26 protein-coding genes are annotated in these 22,960 nt (G+C 40.5%); 10 read left to right on the top strand and 16 right to left on the bottom strand.

Features of this window, described 5'->3' with window-relative positions; all coding sequences use genetic code 11:
• Nucleotides 1-32: 32 nt before the first annotated feature.
• Together BDE36_RS09845 and BDE36_RS09840 are read right to left on the bottom strand one after the other, a co-directional pair.
• The gene (locus BDE36_RS09845) at nt 33-830 is read right to left on the bottom strand and encodes a RipA family octameric membrane protein (RefSeq protein WP_141814729.1); all 798 of its coding nucleotides are present in this window, start codon (nt 828-830) and stop codon (nt 33-35) included.
• Nucleotides 831-843: 13 nt separating this feature from the next.
• Nucleotides 844-1,650 (bottom strand): type I restriction endonuclease, encoded by an 807-nt coding sequence (locus BDE36_RS09840; RefSeq protein ID WP_141814728.1) that lies wholly within the window; start codon nt 1,648-1,650, stop codon nt 844-846.
• Between the two features lie 694 nt (nt 1,651-2,344).
• Here BDE36_RS09840 and BDE36_RS09835 point away from each other — a divergent pair.
• From BDE36_RS09835 to BDE36_RS09825, 3 genes are all read left to right on the top strand, one after another.
• Entirely contained in the window at nt 2,345-2,830 is a 486-nt protein-coding gene (locus tag BDE36_RS09835; RefSeq protein WP_141814727.1) for a hypothetical protein, read from the top strand.
• A gap of 60 nt (nt 2,831-2,890) precedes the next feature.
• Nucleotides 2,891-3,322 (top strand): hypothetical protein, encoded by a 432-nt coding sequence (locus BDE36_RS09830; RefSeq protein ID WP_141814726.1) that lies wholly within the window; start codon nt 2,891-2,893, stop codon nt 3,320-3,322.
• Nucleotides 3,323-3,966: 644 nt separating this feature from the next.
• Nucleotides 3,967-5,133, top strand: coding sequence for an ATP-binding protein (locus BDE36_RS09825; protein WP_141814725.1), 1,167 nt, complete (start codon nt 3,967-3,969; stop codon nt 5,131-5,133).
• A 169-nt stretch (nt 5,134-5,302) separates the two neighbouring features.
• On the opposite strand, the gene BDE36_RS09820 is transcribed toward BDE36_RS09825, so the two are convergent.
• From BDE36_RS09820 to BDE36_RS09785, 8 genes are all read right to left on the bottom strand, one after another.
• Nucleotides 5,303-5,554: a PIN domain-containing protein gene (locus BDE36_RS09820; protein ID WP_141814724.1), complete on the bottom strand. Its 252-nt coding sequence runs from the start codon at nt 5,552-5,554 to the stop codon at nt 5,303-5,305.
• A gap of 39 nt (nt 5,555-5,593) precedes the next feature.
• The gene (locus tag BDE36_RS09815; RefSeq protein ID WP_141814723.1) at nt 5,594-5,788 is read right to left on the bottom strand and encodes a hypothetical protein; all 195 of its coding nucleotides are present in this window, start codon (nt 5,786-5,788) and stop codon (nt 5,594-5,596) included.
• A gap of 756 nt (nt 5,789-6,544) precedes the next feature.
• Entirely contained in the window at nt 6,545-7,108 is a 564-nt protein-coding gene (locus BDE36_RS09810) for a hypothetical protein (protein ID WP_141814722.1), read from the bottom strand.
• Nucleotides 7,109-7,116: 8 nt separating this feature from the next.
• Entirely contained in the window at nt 7,117-7,497 is a 381-nt protein-coding gene (locus tag BDE36_RS09805; protein WP_141814721.1) for a hypothetical protein, read from the bottom strand.
• Between the two features lie 37 nt (nt 7,498-7,534).
• Nucleotides 7,535-8,128, bottom strand: a complete 594-nt coding sequence (locus BDE36_RS09800; protein ID WP_141814720.1) for a hypothetical protein — start codon at nt 8,126-8,128, stop codon at nt 7,535-7,537.
• 393 nt (nt 8,129-8,521) lie between these two features.
• A complete protein-coding gene (locus BDE36_RS09790; protein ID WP_141814719.1) occupies nt 8,522-8,932 on the bottom strand; it encodes a DUF6169 family protein in 411 nt (136 codons plus the stop codon).
• Nucleotides 8,916-9,092, bottom strand: coding sequence for a hypothetical protein (locus tag BDE36_RS23685; RefSeq protein ID WP_161987591.1), 177 nt, complete (start codon nt 9,090-9,092; stop codon nt 8,916-8,918). The genes BDE36_RS09790 and BDE36_RS23685 overlap by 17 nt, the downstream gene beginning before the upstream one ends.
• Nucleotides 9,093-9,380: 288 nt before the next feature.
• On the bottom strand, nt 9,381-9,794 hold the full coding sequence (locus BDE36_RS09785; RefSeq protein ID WP_235904234.1) for a VOC family protein: 414 nt from the start codon (nt 9,792-9,794) through the stop codon (nt 9,381-9,383).
• A gap of 92 nt (nt 9,795-9,886) precedes the next feature.
• Here BDE36_RS09785 and BDE36_RS09780 point away from each other — a divergent pair, with 92 nt between their 5' ends.
• The 4 genes from BDE36_RS09780 (at nt 9,887) to BDE36_RS09765 (ending at nt 12,914) form a co-directional block, all read left to right on the top strand.
• Nucleotides 9,887-11,557 (top strand): tetratricopeptide repeat-containing sensor histidine kinase, encoded by a 1,671-nt coding sequence (locus BDE36_RS09780; RefSeq protein ID WP_235904236.1) that lies wholly within the window; start codon nt 9,887-9,889, stop codon nt 11,555-11,557.
• Nucleotides 11,558-11,567: 10 nt separating this feature from the next.
• Nucleotides 11,568-12,233 (top strand): response regulator, encoded by a 666-nt coding sequence (locus tag BDE36_RS09775; RefSeq protein WP_128769183.1) that lies wholly within the window; start codon nt 11,568-11,570, stop codon nt 12,231-12,233.
• 91 nt (nt 12,234-12,324) lie between these two features.
• Complete coding sequence (locus BDE36_RS09770; protein WP_128769198.1) at nt 12,325-12,555, top strand: DUF433 domain-containing protein; 231 nt, start codon at nt 12,325-12,327, stop codon at nt 12,553-12,555.
• 14 nt (nt 12,556-12,569) lie between these two features.
• Nucleotides 12,570-12,914 carry a DUF5615 family PIN-like protein gene (locus BDE36_RS09765; RefSeq protein WP_235904239.1) on the top strand — a complete coding sequence of 115 codons (345 nt, stop codon included), beginning with the start codon at nt 12,570-12,572 and terminating at the stop codon, nt 12,912-12,914.
• A gap of 49 nt (nt 12,915-12,963) precedes the next feature.
• On the opposite strand, the gene BDE36_RS09760 is transcribed toward BDE36_RS09765, so the two are convergent.
• The 3 genes from BDE36_RS09760 to BDE36_RS09750 are packed head-to-tail and all read right to left on the bottom strand — an operon-like array spanning nt 12,964 to nt 15,497.
• Entirely contained in the window at nt 12,964-13,410 is a 447-nt protein-coding gene (locus BDE36_RS09760; protein ID WP_141814717.1) for a DinB family protein, read from the bottom strand.
• A gap of 26 nt (nt 13,411-13,436) precedes the next feature.
• Nucleotides 13,437-13,865, bottom strand: coding sequence for a PH domain-containing protein (locus tag BDE36_RS09755; RefSeq protein ID WP_141814716.1), 429 nt, complete (start codon nt 13,863-13,865; stop codon nt 13,437-13,439).
• 39 nt (nt 13,866-13,904) lie between these two features.
• Nucleotides 13,905-15,497: an FtsX-like permease family protein gene (locus BDE36_RS09750; RefSeq protein ID WP_141816548.1), complete on the bottom strand. Its 1,593-nt coding sequence runs from the start codon at nt 15,495-15,497 to the stop codon at nt 13,905-13,907.
• 166 nt (nt 15,498-15,663) lie between these two features.
• On the opposite strand from BDE36_RS09750, the gene BDE36_RS09745 reads away from it, so the two are divergent.
• Entirely contained in the window at nt 15,664-16,575 is a 912-nt protein-coding gene (locus tag BDE36_RS09745) for an IS982 family transposase (RefSeq protein WP_420837439.1), read from the top strand.
• On the opposite strand, the gene BDE36_RS09740 is transcribed toward BDE36_RS09745, so the two are convergent.
• The 3 genes from BDE36_RS09740 to BDE36_RS09730 form a co-directional block, all read right to left on the bottom strand.
• Nucleotides 16,572-17,330: an ABC transporter permease gene (locus BDE36_RS09740; protein ID WP_141814714.1), complete on the bottom strand. Its 759-nt coding sequence runs from the start codon at nt 17,328-17,330 to the stop codon at nt 16,572-16,574. The genes BDE36_RS09745 and BDE36_RS09740 overlap by 4 nt on opposite strands.
• Before the next feature lie 284 nt (nt 17,331-17,614).
• Complete coding sequence (locus BDE36_RS09735; RefSeq protein ID WP_141814713.1) at nt 17,615-18,436, bottom strand: DUF4249 domain-containing protein; 822 nt, start codon at nt 18,434-18,436, stop codon at nt 17,615-17,617.
• 35 nt (nt 18,437-18,471) lie between these two features.
• Nucleotides 18,472-20,847 (bottom strand): TonB-dependent receptor, encoded by a 2,376-nt coding sequence (locus BDE36_RS09730; protein ID WP_141814712.1) that lies wholly within the window; start codon nt 20,845-20,847, stop codon nt 18,472-18,474.
• Between the two features lie 731 nt (nt 20,848-21,578).
• Here BDE36_RS09730 and BDE36_RS23990 point away from each other — a divergent pair.
• Together BDE36_RS23990 and BDE36_RS09720 are read left to right on the top strand one after the other, a co-directional pair.
• On the top strand, nt 21,579-22,235 hold the full coding sequence (locus BDE36_RS23990; protein ID WP_202618195.1) for a sensor histidine kinase: 657 nt from the start codon (nt 21,579-21,581) through the stop codon (nt 22,233-22,235).
• Nucleotides 22,236-22,958, top strand: coding sequence for a LytR/AlgR family response regulator transcription factor (locus BDE36_RS09720; RefSeq protein WP_141814710.1), 723 nt, complete (start codon nt 22,236-22,238; stop codon nt 22,956-22,958).
• Nucleotides 22,959-22,960: the final 2 nt, after the last annotated feature.

Below are 22,960 nucleotides of genomic sequence, written 5' to 3'. Positions count from 1 at the left end.
CAGCATCTTCTTAAAGTATCTTGCCTCTATAGTTACTGTGGTTTAAACTTTCTTGAATAAAACCGAACGACTCTCTCACCAAATCTACCACGTCCATATCCCCATTGCATAGATCCAACAAAGAATAATACAATTATACTTATCAAAATAACTATCCAATTTAATCCGCCATTAGAGTATGGATTAAATGTAATATAATTGCCGAAATAGTGGATAGCCAGAAGTATCCATACACATGTAAAAAATCGACTAACTAAATCATTTATCTTTGACACTGAATAAGTCTTAGCTGTCGTGACAATCTTATAAAGAGGTCCGGTTATTTCATCTTCAAGCATATCAACATGTATCTCCCAATGCCTTTGCCATGTTTTACTACCCTGATTGATTAGAGCCCACGCTAAAGCAGTAATAAAGCCAATGCATACAACAAAGTATAATATTACATGATCTTTAGGATTATTCTCCTCAAATTGCTTAGAATTCAGCACAGTGAAATAACCCGCAAAACTTGCTATTTGAAAAGCCCAGAAATAAGTCGCGCGTCTCCAATAAAGATCAATCTCAAAGTTTTTTGCCTCCCATGCTTTTTGATAACTCATCTGAATTTGTTCTTTGGTTCGTCCTTTTATAAAGATCTCTCTGTATTCGTTATCGGTCAACTTCTGAAGAGCATCTTTTTCCTTTTCCACAAACAAAAAGAGAATTTCGTATATTCCAAAATAGTAGATGTAATACCATGTTGATTTCACTGTCTTTTTTAACGCAGTAAACGATTCACTCTTCTTTCTTCTATAATTTAAGAGTTTTCTTCTTTTCTCAAATTCCATAATGCTAAATTATCTAACAGAGTGCTATACTTTCTATTAAATTGCATCTCCATATCATCCGTCTACGAGACCTTTCATACCCCTCCACCACCTCCATCAACTTATCTCCCAACCCGAAAATATCATACAGCACCTGTATCTCATGTTTGCTGAACTTCTTATTCTCATCCGGAATCTCCACAAACTTCTTCTTCCCGTTAAAATAGAGCCTGCAGATGGGCTTCCGGTTGTTATCGTCGAACAGGATGGCGCAATACGACTGCGCATCTCTTAAATGGATCCGCTGGGGGTCGATCTTCTGCCGGAGGATCGACTTGATGATGAGGTATGCCTCTGCTTCTTCCTGGGTGGTTTCAATTCCGTTTTCCACCTTTACATCCTGCTCTTCCTGCTCCCCGGTAAGCGGCTCGGCCTCGGCGGTTTCAGTCTTCAGTGCCGACTTGAGGCGGTCGTTTATGAGGTCGCTCACGATCAGGTTGAAGGCCTTCTTGGTGATGGTGGTGAAAGGTGTCACCAGGTCGGTATAAAACCGGAAGGTGATGCCGTTGGTGAGCAGTCCGAACTTCGCTTCCGTGGTATGGAAGTAACGAAACAACTGCGAGTTGTGCGGGTCGAGGTTTTCGCTGTAGTGTTTACATTCGATCAGCAGGATAGGCTTGCCTTCGCGCATAATGGCGTAGTCTACCTTCTCCCCTTTCTTGATCCCGATGTCGGCTATGAACTTGGGGTTCACTTCGAAAGGGTTAAATACATCGTAGCCCAGCAACTGTATAAAGGGAGGTGAGGGCGCAAACTGCAGTATTGAATCTCGAAAGTCCATATTGTGATTGGCTTGGTTGAACGGTATTTGGTTAGTTTGTTTCTGCTGTTGAATAAAGTTTTATGAAAGTTACAGGGTATGTTGATAGAAAAAAATGACCACGGTCATTTTTGATTGTTTTTTGTGAGGTCATGGTGTTGCGGCTTTGATTATATTTCAAAGCTATAGGAAGGCTGAGGGATTATTTTACGGGAAACCGGAAGGAGGGAAAATATTTGCAGGTAACGCATTAATTCATTACCCTTGCATTGTTCTTTACCCTTGGTATGGAATCTACAAAGGTTTTTAACGTTGAACCCGAATCAACGTTTTTTTTATGCCTTTTCACCGAAAAATTCTTTACACTTAATGAAGTCTGGCGAGTTTAGAATGTTTGAAATATCATCCTTTTCATAAGCCGTAACGAATTTGGCTTTTAACATCCCTGTAAATCGAATTATAACCACATAATTTCCTTTCACAATGCATGGTCGAACGTATCTTCGTAAAACAGAACTTTTGGTACTCCGTATATATTTTATTATCTGTTTTGCTGAAGCTTTACCTCAGTCTGCTTTCGAGGATGTGCTACACGCCTTTTACCCTCCTAATTCTTAAGCACATAACTAACGAAAACGAACTCTGCATTTCTCCCCCCTGTACTGGCTAATGTATGTTTTATTTACAATAAACGTTAATAATGTACTAAAAGAAGGTGGACCTCAGGGAGGCCAATATGGGTACACTGTCTGACAAAGCCGACATTATGGAATCTATCCGGTCGGGAGTAAAGGCTCATATGCCCGATACAACCATGAACGGAATAAGGGTAAATGTGTCTCCTTTTGATTATATCAATCCCGGAGACACTCTTAATATAGTTTCACAGAGTCCTTCTCCCGATGGCAAATACGTGTTAGCCTGTTACCGTTATAATAGTATTCATAACGATGGCCCTTTGCATATTTCGGTCATTAAAAAGAATAATAAAATACCGAAGTATGGAAACTTTTTTATAGGCGACCGGTCTTCCGATTATGTACTCAAGGCCGGCTGGAATAAAGCCAGTGAATTGTTGTTCTTCTCCAATTCACTGGTAGCTGAAATGATTCCATATTTTTTTGTGGCAAACAGGTTTAACATTAAGTATCATATAATTACAGACGACAAGAACTTTGGAACTAAATACAGGCTCGAGTAGCTCAATATTTACTCTTCAAACTCATGCTTTTTCAATACTTTAGTCTAATAATTTTAAACCATGAAATCGATCAAAATACTCTTTCTGATTACACTTCTCACAGGCTCTATCTCCGTTCTGGCACAAGGCCCGCCTCCCGCAATGGCAATGCCATCAAACAACAACAGCAAACTTATTGACGAACTCGTGAACACAAGTGGACTAAAAGATTTTTTTACCGCCTATTGCACTTCAAGAATAAAATTTGCAGGACAAACGAAAAATTGGAGTACGGCTAAGATTAACGAAAAAATAAACAGTATCAACTTTGATGAGTTTAAAAAGGTATCCGTCTATAATGCCTACTCTTCATTAAACTCAGATGAACTGACATTATTAATCGAGTTTTTCAAATCAACCAGACAAAGAAATGTTAGCCAAAAGTTCTTTTTATCGGATTCAATGTTGTTAACGAACCTGAATAACTATTCCGAAAGATATTTAACAGACTAATTACGCACTCTTACCCTTTAAATAGGTTTGAAGTCGGGCTTAAATTAGAAAATTTTCGGTTCACCCGTAACTTCATTAATGAAAATGGCTTGTGTGGTAAAGATCAGGCAAAACTCGCTAAGAACGGGCTCTTTATCCAATCCAGCCGAGGGATGTTCAGCTAAGCTTACCTTCATTGGACATCCAAGCAGTTTCTTTTCATGGAGCAGTTGGGCAAAGTGCATCAAAGGAAGATTTACTATTGCGCCCCATGTTTGAGCTAATAATCAGTCAAGTTCTTTGCAGAGGCTCGTGATTAATATACGGAACGAAAGAGAAGAGCTTTTTTTCAAAATACTGGTAGGTTATTCTATTTACCAAATCCCGGAACTCTGGTCTTTAAGGTAAAAGCGTAAAAGTGATCCGTATCGGTTGTAACTTGAAGCTTTCCTTGGAGAGTGAAATGCAGCTATCGCTTTTTCTTTGCCAGTTCTGAACGAACTTTCTGTACAAATTCAATCGTGACATTTGCCAAATCAGCTATCTGATCATCTCCTTTACCATCCGGAACTCAGGAATTGTTGTTTTTTGTGAGGTCATGGAGTTGTAGCTTTGTTATATTTTTACAATTTCGGAATTCAATTCCGAAATTGTAAATTTGCATTATGATTATAAGGGAAGCTACCGGGGAGGTAAAAATCCTGGCCAGGCAATTTAAGGCTGTTGCTATTGTTGGCCCAAGACAATCGGGCAAAACAACCCTTGCCAGAAATGTTTTCAGCAGTAAGCCGTATGTGTCGCTGGAAAATCCCGATACACGAAGATTTGCACAGGAAGACCCACGCGGTTTTCTGGAACAATACAAAGAAGGAGCTGTTTTTGATGAGGCGCAGCGTGTTCCCGAACTATTTTCGTATCTGCAACAGATTCTTGATGAAAGTTCTGAAAAAGGGCAATTCATCTTAACAGGGTCTAATAACTTTTTATTGCAAGAGAATATATCTCAAAGCCTGGCCGGCAGAATTGGTTATTTGTACTTACTCCCCTTCTCAACTGAAGAAGTACAGAAGGCGGCTCAAAGATCACTCTCTGTTGAAGAGGCGTTGTTTTCCGGCGGCTATCCTCCGATATTTGATAATCAAATCCCCCCCGGGAAGTGGTTACCTAATTATATTTCTACGTACATCGAAAGGGATGTAAGACAAATAAAAAACATTAGTAATTTAAATCAATTTGAGCGATTCCTGAAGTTATGCGCAGGTCGTATTGGACAATTGTTGAATATGAGCAGCCTGGCTATAGAGGCAGGGGTAGATTCCAAAACGATTGCTTCGTGGTTAAGTGTACTTGAAAGTAGCTTTATTATACATTTATTAAAACCGCATCACCAAAACTTCAACAAGCGGCTGGTTAAAATGCCGAAATTGTACTTTTGCGATACTGGTGTTGCCTGCTCGCTATTAGGCATAAAAAGTGTCTCTCAATTGACTCTCCATCCTTTAAAAGGAAGCATTTTTGAAAATTATGTCGTCGGTGAATTCATAAAAGATCGCTACAACAGGAATACTCCCTTTGATCTTTACTTTTGGCGTGATAACAGCGGAAATGAGATAGACATTATTATAGATAAAGGCACCTATTTATATCCCGTGGAAGTAAAGGCCGGAAAAACAATCACCAGTGATTACTTTAAAAATCTTCAATTTTGGGAAAAAATAACAGGCTCTCCGGCCGGAGCAGTTATATATGCTGGAAACGACTTACAAAAAAGAAGTAATGGGATGCAGGTACTTCCATGGAATCGGCTGCAGGAAATTTTACCAAAAAACTAACGAAACCAATGCTACTCCCGTTGTGCATCCAATTCTCGCAAAATATAATCACTTCCTGGATGTTCTGAGCGATATGGTATCTGCTCCAGCCCTCATCCGGAAAGCACTCATACGCTAATTATTAAGAAGCTATAAGACATCAATAAAAATCAGGGATACGCCATTTATCCTACCTGATAGCATTCCATTCGTAATATATTGTTATATACTGCGTATTCACGGCCTCACCAATCAATGCCAGTACGTTTAAAGCTACTGTTTCTGTTGTCTTTTCAGCTATTTTCTCTTCATATTCCATTAACATTGAATTAGAAACTAATAACTGAAATTCCTCATTTAAGTACGCAGCCCAAGCTGGGCGGTAAAGACTGGTTCTGCCAATAGATTGTAAAAGAATATTAACGTCTAATACAATCTTCATGGTTTATAGGGCGTACGCATATGTTCCTTGCCCCATTGATTATAGGTTTCCTCGTTCCATTTCCTTTTCGAGCTGTTCCATTTCAATGTCGACATTCCGGGCCAGTATCCTGACTACAGCCCGTCTGATTTCATTGTAATCTTCTTCTGCCATTGGCTTCTTAAAAAGATTCAGCATTTGCAATTGTTGCTCATTCAATCCGCGCTTTTCCTTTGCTGAAATGTTCTGTGGCATATCTTTTAACTCTTATATCAAAATTACTATTTAACAGATATAATTCACAATCGTTTTGTAATGTACTGGTTTGGGGAGCAACCTGCTATGACTCAGGGTTTACTTCAAACGGGTTAAATAGTACCATCCCTGTTCTAACCCTGGTTTGAGATCCTGCCACATTGCCACCGCCAGGCTACCGTAATGCTGCCGTATTGCTCGCTGCCGATCGAAGATGTAGGAAGAGGATATAATAAGAGTAATCTACTTTTTCTTATTTAATTCCCTCGTATCTTTTTCACAAATGCCAGGGATAGATTAGCTACATCGATGAGTCATTGAAGCAAGTTTAAAGCAAGCTGCGTTACAAAGCATGAAAGATACGTTTGCACAGACGTAAGTGCTTTTATCCACTTCACAGGCAAGGGTACCTTTCGTTCCCTGACTGTGTTTTCCGATCGTATTAAGGTTACTTCTTTGCGACCGACCGACAACAATACACTCTCATTTCGCTCTATCGCACACAACGAAGATATCATTGCCTGAATGCGAGAAACCCTCGAAACGAATTTTTTCGCCACCAGAGGTTACTATCGGATCCTTTAACAGAGCCATCTGGAACGGCGACAAATTGAAACTTGACCGAGCCACATTAGCCAGGGTTATTAAACAGCGTGCAGTTAAATAAGGAGCTTTAAGCTTTCCCCAAAAATAACACGGCAGCTCAATATTTGCTGGTGTTTCCTTACTGAATAAAAAACTGGCATATCCTCTTCCCTACAAACCAGGGGGAGTACTGTAAGTCATGATTTCCGTACCGTTAGATTTTTTCACAATTTCTTTTGTATTTCTAAGTATTAACGTATGGCTTCCAAGTTTGCTATATGAAACAAATTCTCCATCCGGCGTTTGTTTGCAGATGACAAACATATGCCAGCCCGTATCCGACGGAAGTGAGATAATCACCTTTCTCCCAGACTTCAATTCATTTTCTATAGTTTGAAAAAGGCTGTCTATCGGAAAGGTTGTATCCCGGGGCAATACAAATTTTTGAAAAAAAGTAATTCCGTATAATTCTTTATTGTTAAAGTCACGGAAAGAACCATCAGTTTTGTTTTTCCATTCATTTTGCAAGTCGTAGAAATCAGAACCTACGACTTTATAATACTTCAGTACCATTTCAACAGCTGATGGGATGCAAGACAATTGAAAGATTTGATTGTGATTATTTACGACAGAATCAAAAAAATCATAATTATCGGTTTTTTTTGTTTGAGCCTTCGCATGAAAAATAACAGAGGTGGATAGTAACACGATTAAACTAAAGACAATCTTTCTCATGATTTACATTATTTTAAGCGGAGCGAACCTAAATCGATGTAATGACCGTCGGGTAAGTTCCCTTTAAACTGCCGGGTCAATCTAATCTTACTGATATAGTCCGTTTCCGGATCTTTTTGAAATACTATCCCTGCCTGCTTATCAGAAACATAACCTGTACCTGCTATATATCTGGAGTCTTGCCCGAAACATTTTTTGGGTAAATCCATTTCCTCTACTTCTACTTGCCTTAAGTCGGGCAATGATTGCTTCAGGTTGCTTAGGGATGTTTTACAAAGGCAAAATCCGTTAACGCTAAGCTTTTTTATAAGTGCAGGATCGGTTGGCTGTGCATAACTTATAATGGGAGCAGATATTATAAGACAGAGGATAAAGTTCTTCAGTTTCATTGCACTAAAATACCATTATTATTACGTTTCTCTACAATCAAATCCCCTCAACCCGGTTTATTGTTTCTGCGTTACGCCTTACTTTTTTATAATTTTCTCTTGCAATCTTCTCCGTAAGTTGTCCGATTGTTTCAAGACTAAACTCCTTTCCAAATCTTTCCGAAATTCGGAATCCGGCAATTGATAGTAATAAGCCTGCAAGCGCTGCCTGCCAATCAAAGAACAATCCAATTAGAGACGCACATAGAAAGACAATAAGCAGGGTTACTAACAGTTGTTTCGGCTGTAGCACCTTGACCTGAAAACCTAAAATAAGTTCAACTTCTCTGATTTGTCTTCGTCTGTGCTTTCGTGGAAACAGATCCTCCAACTTCATATCAACAGTCAACTCTTTTTTATCGATTTGAAGAGCTGTGCCTATCGCTCCCCTGAGCTTATAAAATGCCTGTTGCGTGGTACAGTCGTCAGAATTAACACCCTGGGTCTTGTGCGTAATAATGTCACATAGTTCGCCGAATGTCTTTACATCCTTGAGTTCGTCGTCGCTGAACTTAAAGCCAAACGATTTCTCTGCTTTCAATAAAACATCACCAATGTCTTCAGAAGATATGTCTTTTAATTTAACTGTCATTAGACCTGTCCGTTTGTATATGTCAGCAACGGTTCGCCGGATTATGCGATGGTAACTATCATTATAACAAATTTACACAACTTAACGACAGAATGAACTGAACTCTTCAAACGCCCGGCTATCAAAACCATTGCCCTTGGTTCCCGAACGACTGCCTTCGGAATGATCTTTGAAGTCGCCGGATTGATTATAGAAGTTAGTGTCATAAGATTTACCGTCAGAAGCAGTTGTTCGGAAATTCCGAACAACTGTACCGGCATCTAATTCTTCTTCCTCGAAAACATTTTTAATATGTTCGCTTACTGTTGCTTTCGACTTTTGAAATAGTTCACAAAGTTGTGCCTGCGATAGCCAGACGGTTTCATCCTGTAAACGAGTATCAATTTTTAAGATCTATAGTCCCCAATAACTATAGAAGCGGGCCTTGGGATCCCTGGATGCAAAATTATATTTCTCCAACAGGCCGCCTGCCTCCCGAAACCAGCGCCCGAAGGTAATATAGCGATTATGCCCTTTACCTTTACCGTCACCATCCACGCACATATACAAAAGTGCTTCATCTGATTGAGTCGCAAAAAATTCTTCAACAATATAAATGATCGTCAATTTGACCCGACTATCATGCCTTTTTGTTTCATCGGGGCGGTCACAGGCAAAACCGAATGAAACGACCTGAATTTCCTCGCCATTAACATCGAGCAGGATAAACTCAGTAAAATAAGCAACGTAAACTAATCCGGAAGTTGTAGTGAACTTATAAGAAGTGCCGTCGTCGGCTTTTTCTATGTCATAGAGGGCGGACAAACTTAATATCCTCAAGTGATGACAATGACACGTTTTCACTTACCGCTTTGGCAATACGCTTTTTGTCCTCCATCAATTTAAAAAAAGGATTATCTTTATTATCGGCAGCTTTTTTACCGCCGGCAGATTTATCCGTAGCTGTTTTTTTCACTGCTTTCATACTACAAATATCCTAAAAATTTCTATTTGAAGCAAAACTTTAAACGGCCTAACGATAACATCGTATAGTTAAGTTAGTGTCATAAGATGCCTCAGTTGTTCGGAAATTCCGAACAACTGAGGCATCTTCCCTAAAGAGGGGTAAGGATTATACACGTATCGCCGTACCTGTACTGGTAGCTGCAGGTGAATTTGATGTAGTGAAGAAACAGCACACCATGTTAATTCATTCTCATATTAAGAATTCCCGGCTCGAAATCATACCGGGTGGCGACCACTAGCTCCGCTGTTAAATCTTACCTTCAAATTTTTTAATGGCCTCTGCGCTAAGCGGGGTAAAAAAATTGACGAGATTACCATCCGGATCGCGGAACAGTAGTGAACGGTTGCCCCATGGCATTGTCGTTGGCTCCTGCACTAAATAGGGTGCCAGAAACACAGATTCCTCCTGATAGAACTTGTCTACATCGGTTGTAATGAATTCAATTATTGCCGTGTGGTTTTGGGCTGCTTTAGCTACTTCCGATCCGCCGAAGAGCTGCAATGTTCTCGTACTGCCAATAGCGAGTGTTCCATGAGCAGTTTGTAATTCTGCAAAGTCATCTGTAAAGCGAATGCCCTTAACTTCGGTTATATGCTCATAAAACTCTAAAAGTTTACCTACATTTTCAGTAATGATCCTGATCGAAACGAGATTTATCATTTGTTTTTATTTTATTTGACACAAATGTCGGCGGGCCTTATGACAGGTGTATGTCAGGAGTTTTAATTTTTTGTTATTTTGCCTAAAAAACAGTGTATTACCGCCTGTCACTTCTTCTATTGCTAATCACCGGCTTTTTAGCATGCCGACGGGAGGATCCGCCTCCGCCACCTATCATTATTTCTCCTGAGCTTCAAAAGGCCGAGTCGTTTTTGGATAAGCAAAATGATTCTGCATTTTACTATCTGAACAAAGTAGCCACAGCTTCGAAAGATAGCCTGCAGATAGCTATAGCCTACAACGAGATGGCTGTTATTCAGTCGGACGCGGGTGACTATTTCGGCGCCCAGGAAAGCCTGTCTATGTCGCTTCGGTTTCTAGATCACCGTAATGAAAAACACTATAAATGCCTGGCTTCTGATTATAACGAACTGGGAGTTGCAAGCATAAAATTACAACACTATACTGTTGCTCCGGGTTACTTTGATCTGGCACTCAGGTTCTCGAATGACCATAAATTCCGGTTGGCAATCTATAATAACAAGGCCCTGGCCTATCAAAGAATGAACAACTATCCGGAAGCCTTAAAAATATATTCGAAGATCTTGCCTCAGACTGCGCGTAAAAAAACGTATGCCCGGATATTAACGAATATGGCGATCAGCAAATGGCGACATCATCCCGACTATAATCCATTAGGAGAGTTATTGAGAGCATTGAAAATTCGCCGGGATGAAAAGGACCTGTGGGGCCTGAGCGCTAGCTTTGCACACCTGGCTGAGTATTATACGCAGTCCCGTCCTGATTCTGCGTTGTTTTATGCAAAGGCTATGCACGAAGCTGCCAGGCAAATTGGAAGTCCGGATGATGAACTGGAAGCATTGGGGTATCTGATCCGGCTGAGTGAGCCAAAGGCGGCCAAGGCTTTTTTCGGAAAATATCAGCAATTGAATGATAGCCTGGTAAATGCACGGAGAGCTGCCGGGAACCAGTTCGCCCTGATACGGTATGATGTAGAGCGAAATCAAACAGAGAACCTGAAGCTTCAAAAAGATAACGCAGAGAAAAAATATCAGCTGGTAGTGCGCAATGTATTACTCATTAGTGCTTTTGTCGTACTGTTGATTTTAATGATTGTGGCGCGCATGCGATACAACAAGTGGAAAAAACGAAAAGAGCTGGAAAAACAGGAGGCCATTTTGGAAACCCGGCGTAAGGCGTCTAAAGATGTGCATGATTCTCTTTCTAATGACATCTATCTGCTCATGAAAAGGATCAAACATGACGAGGTGCTGGATAGGAGCTGGTTACAGAGCCACACGGAGCTTGTGTACAAGCGATCGAGGAACATCTCCTACGAAATACTGGCCGATACTGATGAATTTTTCCCGGCAAGAATCGGCGATCTGCTAAAATCCTTCGGAACGGAAAACACCAAAGTATTGGTAGTGGGCAATGAACAGGCTTTGTGGCAAAGGGTGGGCGCAGAAGCGAAACTGGAATTGAAATATGTCCTGCAGGAAATGATGGTCAATATGCAGAAGCATAGCCGGGCTGCAAATGTGGTTGTGAAATTTGAAGCAAAGGGTGATACCTGCCACATAACTTATATCGACGATGGCATTGGTATAGAGCCTGGCACCGTTCATCAGAATGGGTTAACAAATACGGGAACCCGTATAAATTCTATCCGCGGCCGTATTATTTTTGGCGCAAACGAGGGAAAAGGACTTAGGATCGATATCTCCTTTCCCTTTGCATAAACAGATTATTATGTTTGAACGTGTTTTAATCGCCGAAGACCATCATAGTGTCAATAGCTGGGTTAAGCAAACTTTAACAGCATTGGGTACTGTTGAAATCCGGCAGGCTCATTATTGCGACGATGCATTTAAGTTGCTGGAGATCGCTCTCCGCGAGAGCACTCCTTTCGACCTTTTGATTACCGATCTCTCGTTCCGTGAAGACCGGAAAGAACAAAAACTGCACAACGGCACCGAACTGATCGCTGCCGCCAGGAGACTTCAGCCGAGACTGAAAATATTGGTATTTTCTGCTGAAGATCAGCCTGCTATTGCCGGAAGCCTCTATGAGCGTTTTGAGATCAATGGGTATGTGCCTAAAGGTCCGCGTGATGAAGAGGATATGAGGCAGGCTCTTAGTCAGATCGCGAAACACCAGATTTATATTCCAGGTGAATTTCAACAGGCCGTCCGGGCAAAGAATGCGCACGACTTTACGAATTATGATATCATCATTATTTCTGAACTGGCGCAGGGCACTTACCAGAAAAATATCCCTTTTGTCCTGGAGCAAAAGGGCTTCAAAGCGTGCAGCTTAAGCAGCGTGGAAAAGCGGTTGGGGCAGATCCGGGATGCTTTGGGCTTCTCCAAGAACGAACAGCTGATTGCTTACTGTAAGGATCACTGGATCATCTGATTAGTTTATGCGCGGTTACGGCTTTCGCAAGGCATCAGTCTTTCCCGGTTTATTCACTTTATATATGTATTTTTGTATAAACACTTGAGAAATGAAGCATTTAACAAGAATTACTCTTGATCCAAACGTTATGGGCGGAAAGCCATGTATTAGAGGCCTAAGGGTTACTGTTGGTACCGTAATTGGTTTGCTTGCATCTGGATACACCGCTGAAGAGATTCTAAAAATGTATCCATATATGGAGTTTGAAGATCTCAGCGAGGCTCTTTCTTATGCAGCCTGGCGTTCTGAAGAAATTGAGGTTCCGCTTGCCAGGGCATGAGAATTTTAATCGACATGAACTTATCGCCCGAATGGGTTGAAGTTATGCAAGAGAGTGGAATATCTGCTGTTCACTGGAGTACCATTGGTAAGTATGATGCTCCGGATGTATTGCTGATTCAATGGGCAAAAGAACATGATTATATTGTTTTCTCTCATGATCTTGACTTTGGAACGGCCTTGGCTTTAACACGTGCCGATAAGCCTAGCGTGATTCAGGTGAGAACGCAGGACGTTACAGTTAGTCACCTTAAGAATATCTTAATTCCCGTACTCCAGCGTTATGAAGAAGTTTTACAAAAAGGGGCGCTGATAATAATTGATGAAACTTCTCAAAGGATAAGAATATTGCCTTTGTAGCAGCACAGAGCTTCAAAAGAACAGCCCTCAAAATTTCACGGTTAAGGCATCAGTAATCCAGCAGTCTTCTGTGATAATTTACCTGCCCTAAATGATAGCTTAAATGGGTCGCGAGATGAACGAGAAAATATTCTGTTGATACTTTGCCAACAGACACAGCCTGTGGGTATTCGCTTTTTAATTGATCTTCAGTGAGCGAAGGAAGTACAGCGTCGATCATTTCGATAGTACGCTCTATTTTACTGATCAATTCCTGGCGGGGGACATTCTTCAGTGAAAATTCTTCGGGTCTGTTTCTTACATAGCCGGTGCCGCCCAGTTCAGCTCCTATATATGTATTGAGGTTTCCTATAAGATGAAGGCTTAGATTTCCGGCAGAGTTTAAAATATCCTTGCTGATATTCCAGATGTTATCTTCGTTGTTATATAATTCCAACTCCTGTTTTAATTTAACAAGGTCTCTGCTGTACAGTTTTTTTAAGGTATCGTTAAGCATTGTTCTGTCCGAAAAATGAGTTAATATTAAGACTCCTCAACCTGTATATTATTGTTTCTTTTCAAAAGTTCTGCAATAAACTGGTCTTTGTTTTTGGGTGATATGTAGATGTCGTCGTACTTGTTATATTTCAGGATAATTCCTTTCCTCGCCAGGGCCGGTTTCGTTCCCACCCAGAGGGTCTTGTTTTTGATTAATGTATGAACTGATTGAATGTCAATCGATCCCCTTATTGGCCCGCTGCGGTAGAGCAACTGAGATTCTTTAATCACGTAATAGGTGCCGAACCGCACCCATACGAAAAACGCAATAACCGCCAGAATAACAATCAGCGAAAGAATTGCTGAGCTATCGTTGATATTTATGATTATTTCTGACAACGGTATCAGGAGTATCAGAACAGGTCCAAATATGAACACGTCAAAGAAGATATCGGTATCGGATCTAAATTTCATAATCCCTGTCGGTTTGGTATAGGTAAAGGTATAAAAAAATCATTCCGAACGAAGGCTTTTCACCGGATTACTCACAGCAACGCGAATGATGTGAGCGCTTGTTGTGAGCAACGTGACAAGGAGGAGCCCGGTGCCCGACAACAGGAAGATCCAGAAAGGAATATCAGAACGGAAGGAGAATTTCTGTAGCCAAAGATCCATTAGCCAATAAGCCATAGGAGCTGCGATACAAAAAGATATGATTACCAATAGCGCAAAGTCGGTCGACATCATTTGCCATAGTTGCAGAACGGTGGCGCCCAGTACCTTTCGTACCCCAATTTCCTTTGTCCGCTGCTCGGCAGTAAAGGCGGCCATACCTAAGAGGCCCAGACAACTGATAAAAATAGCCAGAACCGCAAAAGCTCCTGCGAGACGGCCAATACGCTCTTCCCCTTCAAACTTCCTGCCGTACTCTGCATCGGCAAATGTGTATTCAAAAGGACTCTCAGGCGAATATTTTTTATAGATGCCCTCAATAAAACGAAGCGATTCTTTTATACCCTTAGACGGGTTAATGCGGAGGGTGACAGTTTCCCCCGGATCGTCGCGCAAATAAAAGACAGTAGGCTTTGATGGCTCGTAAGGCGACTGCATCACCATATCCTTAATCACACCCGCTATGCGGTAATCTTTTCCCCAATGAAGTGTCTCACCTACCGGGTTTTTTATGCCCATATACTTCACTGCCGCCTCGTTTATTATTAAAACAGAACTGTCTGTCGCAAGTTCTCCAGAAAAATCCCGGCCGTCTTTAAACTGCCAGCCCACGGTATTTCCAAAGCTTTGACTAACTCCTACCGTTCCGAAATCGGCAGGCATGCTGGGGTCTTTTCCCTTCCAGGTTAAACCGCTTGAATTGCTGTTGATGCCGGTTAGCGGGCTGTTCGATTCGGCCATATCTACTACAAAGCCAGAACCCATTAACTCATTACGCAGTGCATCGAAATGGTTGTGAATATCATTGGTATAAGAAGTAACCGATATGAGTCCGGCGGGCGAATAACCAATCGGCCGGTTCCTGGTAAGTTGTATTTGCCGAAAAACTACAATCGTGCCGATAATCAGCATCACCGACACCGAGAACTGTATCACCACCAGCACCTTCCGCGGAATAGCAGCGGCCTTCCCTGTTCTGAAAGTGCCTTTCAATACCTTAACAGGTTTAAATGAAGAGAGGTATAGGGCAGGATAGCTCCCAGCGACAATCCCGGTAACGAAGGTAAAACCGATGCAGCTCAGCCAGAAAAATACATCTGCTACAGGGATCACTATCTTTTTATCTGCTATTAAATTAAACGCAGGCAAGCTTAGATATACCAGGAAAAGAGCGAACACCAATGCTAGAAAAGCGAGCAACATCGACTCGCCGAAGAATTGAAAAATGAGGGTTTTCCTGTCACAACCAATCGACTTCAGAACTCCTACTTCCCGGGCTCTTTTTTCTGACCTTGCAGTGCTCAGGTTCATGAAATTAATACAAGCCAGAAACAGTACAAAAACTCCGATGATGCCAAATAACCACACATATTCAACGCGTCCGCCTGTGTTAATGCCTTCCTTAAACTCACTATAGAGATGCCATTTCTCCATAGGGTGCAGGAACAATTCGGGCTTAAACTGCCGCTCGTCCTTATTTATATTATTTAACCCGTTGTGCGGTTTGAGTAAAAGTAAATAAATGAAAAAAGAAGAAGGAATAAAGTTGTGCACGTTACTGATAAGCAGTAAATTAAGAAAGTATTCGACATTTTCTTACATGCACAACTTAAAGACCAATTTCGATAAGATTCTTGAGATTAGCAAACTTGCTTTGACAGAATATATGTTAGCGGATGGCAACTTCTTCAAGTACAGGAATTTGCCAAAACTGTCAGATATAGAGATAGTTGCTTTGTCTATTAGTTCCGAAGCACTGGGTATTGACTCGGAAAACCTGCTGTTTTCTAAACTTAGAACAGAATATAGCGGGGAGTTTCCTAATTTAATAGACCGGTCTAATTACAACAGAAGACGAAAGAGACTTCAGGATTATATTGCCCTGGTGGCTCAACCTATATCGGAAATAATCAATCCCGATAACCACCAGTTTATTATAGATTCGGTACCTGTTCCTATTTGTCAGAATGTAAGGATTTCCAGGACCAGCATTTGCAGAGAAGATTTGCATGTACAACCTTCCAGAGGGTATCATGCATCTCACAGGCTGCATTATTACGGGTTCAAAATGCAACTGATTATTTCGAAAGCCGGTGTTCCGGTATCAATGGGAATAACGGCTGCTAATGTACATGATGTACACTATCTCAGCCAGCTTGAAAATCTGGAACTAAATGAATGTGAATTAATTGCAGATAAAGGATATTTATCCCTGCCCTATCAAACCACTCTTTTTGAACAGGACAGGATTCGGTTAATCACCCCTTTAAGGAATAATATGAAGAAAAGAACAACCCTCTGGAATCCTTCTTACCGATACGTCCGCAAGAGAGTGGAAACTCTGTTTTCTCAGCTTTGCGACCACCTTTACATCAAAAGGAATTATGCAAAATCGCTCAGCGGGCTCTTCACAAGGATGTGTTCAAAGATAAGTGGCGTAGCCGTTCTGCAGTTGATCAATTTCAAAAACAACAAACCCATTAATCACTTAAAACATGCCCTTGCCGCTTAAACCGCACAACGGGTATTATTTAATTTAACATTTTTTATCTCATGCGATACCTGCTGCATATCGGCATTGCCGGCCAGCTGAACGAAAAGCTGAAAAGAATTATTAAACCAATTATCAGCAGCTTCTTTAAGCCACCTTTCAGTAGTAACGTAAAAGTCCCAGGGTGCAATAAAATGAACATCGTTAAACGTTGTATTATATGGAAGATCCTCATACACACCAGCCACTTTTAGCGAGAATCGCGCATCCAGTTTAATCGTTTGTCCTAATATATCCTTTTTGCCGAAAAGCGCTTTAGCTGCCGATTCCGACAGTAGCACTGACGAAGGGTCTTGCAGGGCATTCCGGCTTCCGGCAATCATTCTCAGACCAAGCATGTCAGGTGCGCCGGAATCCATAAATACACCCGACTGTTTGATGGTTTTTCCGCCTACGCCCAGCAAATGTCCCCATTTCCACGACGACATGACAATATGCTTAAACGTATGTTCAAAATTCTTCTTCAGCTCAAACTCCAGTGGCCGTGGTATTGCTGCCCCGGTTTTCGTTGTGCCGCCCATGTACTGGTTCTGCATCACCTGGGCAATTTGATGGTAATTGCGGTGATATTTATCAAAGGTAAGCTCATCGAAAATCCAAAGTCCGATCAGTATCGTAACGAACATCCCGGCCGTCAGTCCGGCTATATTAACAAACGACTGTACCTTATTTTTAAAGAAGCTGCGAACAGCAATTCTGAAAAAGCTTTTTATCATACCACAAGTTTAGAGACAACGTATAGTTCACTTATTGTATCACATTAAGAGTGCCGAATTTAAAACGATTGACTACCAAACACTTAACAATAACAAGGTGTTCGAATACGAACAATCACTGTTCTTTTACAATAGTTCACAAAGTTAGCTCCTTATCCAATTGTGCACAGAAAACACTGTATCAATAAGCATTATGGGAATCGCTGAACTTGCTCCAAAACTAAGTGAGCGGAATTCTGACCTGACGCATAACCTGCAATGTTTATTCCGCTCACAAAACCTGATTATTTGATTGTATAACTTTTAGTAGCAACTTCTGCCAGCCTGAAATACCCGAAAGCGTAATTATTATTATCAGTCTGGTTGACGATATTTCCGCGAACGGCGCTTGGTATTGTAGGGAAAGGGTTGCCGTCATTCCCGGAAGCTACTATCAATTTGAACATGTAATTGTAGTAGCTTTTTGAAATTCCGTACAATTTTATGTCTACCTGGTCGCCAGCCTTTAATTTTTCCTGAGAATAGGACTCCTGCATTAAATTACCGTTGGTATGTTCATCGTCTTCAACTTCCAGCTCGGGAAAAGCTGAATGAGGCTCAGTAATACTGTTCAGATAAGAATTCTTCTGACTTGCATCATCCTTGTAGTAAAATGTTATCTCCATTTCATCACCGGCCTCGCCTCCTTTACTGTTCTGATCAATGTTATCTTCGATTTCAGGAACGGGGGTAAAGGTTTCCGAGGCGGTGTAGGTTTCTCCGTTCAAAACGATTTTTAAATTATAGGTCTGACCAATAACAGGAAGGAAATTGTTGCAGATGTATTGCCCTGTTCCAGGCATTTCAACAAAATCAAAAACGATATTAGAAGGGTTTGTTACCGTAATTATTGCTCCGGAAACGCCCGGGAATTCGGAGCTGAAATAACCTGTCGTTGTAGACAATATGATTTTCTGTTCATTTCCTGCTGTGTTTTTAACCCAATCAATAGAGGCGTCTACAACCAATCTAGGCGCTGCTGTTTTAAGATCCTCTTTAATAACTTTTTCGCATCCTGTTACAAACAGTCCAGCGAATACCATTAGCATTATTTTAAGTGGTTTCATTTTCTTCTATTTTTTTAAAGTAGGGATGGTTGTTTTTAAAATTTCACGTTGTAGGCTACACTCGGAACAATACCGAAAATGGATATTCTTCTTGTCTCGTTTCTTCCCGTTTCTTCATTCTGCCTGAAAGAGTACGATGCAGCATTGTTCCTGTTGTAAAGATTGTAGATGCTGAAATTCCATTCTCCCTGCCATCCTTTTTTCTTGCGGGGTTTAGGAGTATAGGTTGCAGACACATCTAAACGGTGGTAGGCCGATAAAGAATTCTCATTTCTCGCTCCGTAATTCGCAACAGTAACGCCCTGGTACAGGTATTTCCCATCAGGAAATGTTGCTGCTTTTCCGCTCTGAAAAGTGAAAATAGCCCCAAGAGACCATCCCGGGCTCAAGAAATAAGCGCCGGTAACAGACAGATTGTGCAATTTGTCGTAATTAGCCCTGTACCAATCTCCGTTGTTTATACCCGGCTCATCTGCATTCCTGCCCGGTGTTCTTTGCTGCGCTTTAGAAAGCGTGTAGGAAGCCCAGCCAGTCAGCCTTCCTGTATTCTTTTTCAACATCATTTCCAGACCATACGCCCTTCCTTCGCCGTTCAATAGCACTCTTTCGACAGCATCGATCCCCAGCAGATCTGCACCGTCGATATAATCTGCCTTGTTTTTTACTTTCTTATAGAAAGTCTCAGCTTCCAGTGAATACTTGTCGTCTTTGAAATTGTGGAAGTAACCCAGTGCTAACTGATCTAAGATTTCCGGTTTAAGGTATTGGTCAGACGGAGCCCATATATCAAGCGGGGTTGCAGAAGCGGTATTGGAGATTAAATGAACATATTGGCTCATTCTATTGTAGCTTACCTTGATAGAATTATCATTGTTCAGCGAATAAGCAAGGGCGACCCTTGGTTCCAGATTGCCAAAGTTGGCTATTTTTTTGTTTTTCTTATAGCTTATAGTCCCTGTTGGATCAGCCTCTTCGTAAATATGAAACTCCTTGTTGTAAATAACCGGCTGATTATTGGCATAAGTGTACACTTCCTGCGCGCCTACTCGCTGAAAGTTACTGTATCGGAGTCCGTAATTCAAAGATAACTTATCGGACAAGCGTTGGCCAGCACTGATATATGCTGCGTTTTCAAAAGCATATTTTTTGGCCAACTGGTCCGGATTGATCGGCGAGCTTGCTCCAAACGGCCTGATCGTTCCGGGATTAAAAGCGTAGTAAATTGAGTTTATACCGTAATCTAACGTGAGGTTATTTGAAACATAATGTTTAAAATCATATTTAAAATTGTAGTTCTTTACCTCTGCTTTCCAGTCAAGCCCAATGGTCTTTATTTTGATCTGGTAGTCATAATCACTGTAAATGGCAGATGCATTAGAGAAGATCTTATCTGAAAATATATGGTTCCATCGTAGATTAAGGAGTTTATTGCCATAGGTGTTTATAAAACTGTTGTTAAGATTGAGGTCGTCGTTGCCAAAATATCCTGATACAAAAACATTATTTTTATCATTGAACCTGTAATTGAACTTGGTGTTCAGATCGTAGAAATAGGCTGAATTTGGTTCATCAGCCAGTTTCAAAAGAAGATGGGCGTAAGATCCTCTGCCCGCAACCACGAAAGAGCTTCTATCTTTGACGATAGGACCTTCAACAAGCAACCGGCTTGATACTAATCCGATCCCGCCGTTAACATGAAACTCCTGGTTGTTTCCTTCTTTTTGATAAATATCCAGTACCGATGATATACGTCCGCCGAAATTAGCGGGGATCCCTCCCTTGTAAAGTTTCAGGTCTTTGATCACATCAGCGTTGAAGACAGAAAAGAATCCGAATAAATGCGAGGTATTATATACAACGGCTTCATCTAGCAGCACCAGGTTTCCATCTACAGAGCCGCCTCTTACATTAAATCCCGACGCACCTTCCTGGGCATTGGTAACCCCGGGAAGCTGTAAGATAGACTTTAGAACATCTACCTCACCCAGAACAGCCGGCATCTTTTTGACCGTGGCGATAGATAGTTTATTGGTACTCATTTCAGGTGTGCGGATGTCTGCTTGCATTGTGTTGGTTGTAATTAAAACTTCATCGAGCGTCTTGCTGCTTTCCCTCATCCCAAAGTTCCTTTTTGTGTTTTCGGTCAGCGTGATACTCTCCTCCAGCCGATCATAACCTACGTAGCTGATGACAATGGTATAAGTTCCTTTTGGCAGTGTTGTGGAATAAAACCCGTAAGAATTGGTAGTCATGCCCACCTTCGCTTCGGGAATGTAAATGCTTACGCCAATGAGTGTTTCGGTATTTGACTTGTTAGTTATTATGCCGCTAAGTGTGACTTTTTCCTGCGAATAGGCATGGAATACGGAGGCAAAAAGGAGTGCAAGCACGGATAGAATTCTACTTTTCATTTATAAAACTTTAAGGTTAACAGCTACAATTTTCCGCTAAACTATAGTTTTACAGACCCCGCGATTTTTATATATACGAAACGCATTTGTTTATATATTAAAGCAGCTTTCACATATAGTAAAATAAACGCGCCTTAAGATTCAGCAAAAAATCAATCCAAAAAGGATCTTTTCTTCAACGCTATGCCGACAAAGCGGCTGACCGGCTGATTTTATTATTCAAACCTTAAAGACGGGTATATCATCTGTAAATGTTATTTTGGTATATTATTAATGGGCTTTTGTATAGTAAACTTTTTTATTTCTGTCGTATAGCTTGATTTGTCCGAAATTTTAAGCTCATGGGTAAACCTTTACACAAAAAAATTATGGATGCCAATTGGATGCTTCAGTTGATCGTTTCAGAGAAATACCTGTTTCAACGTCACTTGTTACTGATCGCCTTTTGTATTGTAGTTTTGTATTACAGTCCCCCGGACTACGTCGAACCTTTCGAGACCTACAATCGAGTGGTTATTTTTTTTCAGATAATTCTATTGGCTTACAGTAATATGTATTTTTTCGTTCCCAAATTTTTGTTTAGGAACAAATACCTCAGTTATGGCCTCTTTGTGATTTCAGGCATGATTCTTTCCTACTACGTCCACGAAGTTTTTGCTTTTTCTTTTAAACGTGATTTGCTGCCTAACGAGGACGATAATATTAACTTTTTTACGTTTTCTTTTATGACTATGGTGCTTATTATAGCATCGGCAGCAGTTAAGTTATTTCAGCAGTGGATATCGGACGCTCAACTGATTCATGATCTGGACCTGGCCAAAACTAATGCTGAGTTGAAACAACTCAAGAATCAGATCAATCCGCATTTTCTTTTTAATATGCTCAACAATGCTAATGTTTTAATTGAAGATGACCCTAAAAAAGCTTCGCAGGTTTTGATGAAACTAAGCGATCTGCTTCGTTATCAACTTTATGACAGTTCGAGAGATAAGGTTTTATTAACCTCAGAGATCCATTTCTTAGAAGATTTTTTAAACCTGGAAAAGGTCAGGCGGGATAATTTTAATTTTTTAATATCCAAAGAGGGTGAATTGAGTGGAGTGCAGGTTCCTCCCTTATTATTTATCTCATTTGTTGAAAATGCTGTAAAACACAATAATGACTCAGCGAAATTATCCTATGTAAATTTGTTTTTTGATGTTCGCCATAATGAGCTTTTTTTCAAATGCATAAACTCAAAACCTGCCGTAAAAGCAGTTAATAAATCCGAGGGATTAGGCCTGGCTAATATTAAAAGGCGATTAGAACTATTGTTCCCTTCTTTACATGATTTAAAAATTGAAGACTATTCGGAAACGTACTGCGTTACCTTAACTTTAAAATTATAAATGAACTGCATAATAGTAGATGATGAGCCTTTAGCAAGAAAAGCAATCCAAAAACTGGTTAACGAGACGGAAAATCTGGAATCTATAGCTTCATTTAACGGAGCAGATGCTACAAGAGAATTTCTAAAAAATAATACCGTTGATTTAGTATTTCTTGATATTCAAATGCCAGGAGTGAATGGAATTGAATTTGCCAGAACTATTCCTAAGAACACCTTAGTGGTGTTTACCACAGCTTTTCATGAGTTTGCTTCCGAGAGTTATGACGTAGACGCTATTGACTATTTGATCAAGCCTGTAAAGTTGGAGCGCTTTAAAAAAGCGGTTGAAAAAGCACATACGTATTGTAAGTTATTTCATACTGAACATACAAACAGCAACATAGAAAACATAACTGCTGATTATATTTTTGTAAGAGCAGAACGCAGAATATTCAAAGTACATTTTAGAGATATACTTTATATTGAAGGGTTAAAGGATTATGTTATCATTTACATAGAAACACAAAAAGTGATCACTCTTATGAATATTAAAACTATTCATGAATTGCTTCCGAAAAGTTTTTTTGTCAGAGTCAGCAAATCTTACATCATCAATGTAAACAACATAGATTCTGTAGATAACAATACAGTATATATTGGGGAAAACGAAATTCCGATCGGCAATATTTACAGGGACTACTTTTTCAATGAATTTGTAACCAGAAAGATTTTGAGCAAGTAAAA

Origin of the sequence: Arcticibacter tournemirensis (genome assembly GCF_006716645.1) — a bacterium.
Lineage (GTDB): Bacteria > Bacteroidota > Bacteroidia > Sphingobacteriales > Sphingobacteriaceae > Arcticibacter > Arcticibacter tournemirensis.
Note: the sequence above shows the minus strand (reverse complement) of the source record. Positions and strands in the feature narration are given on the sequence as shown.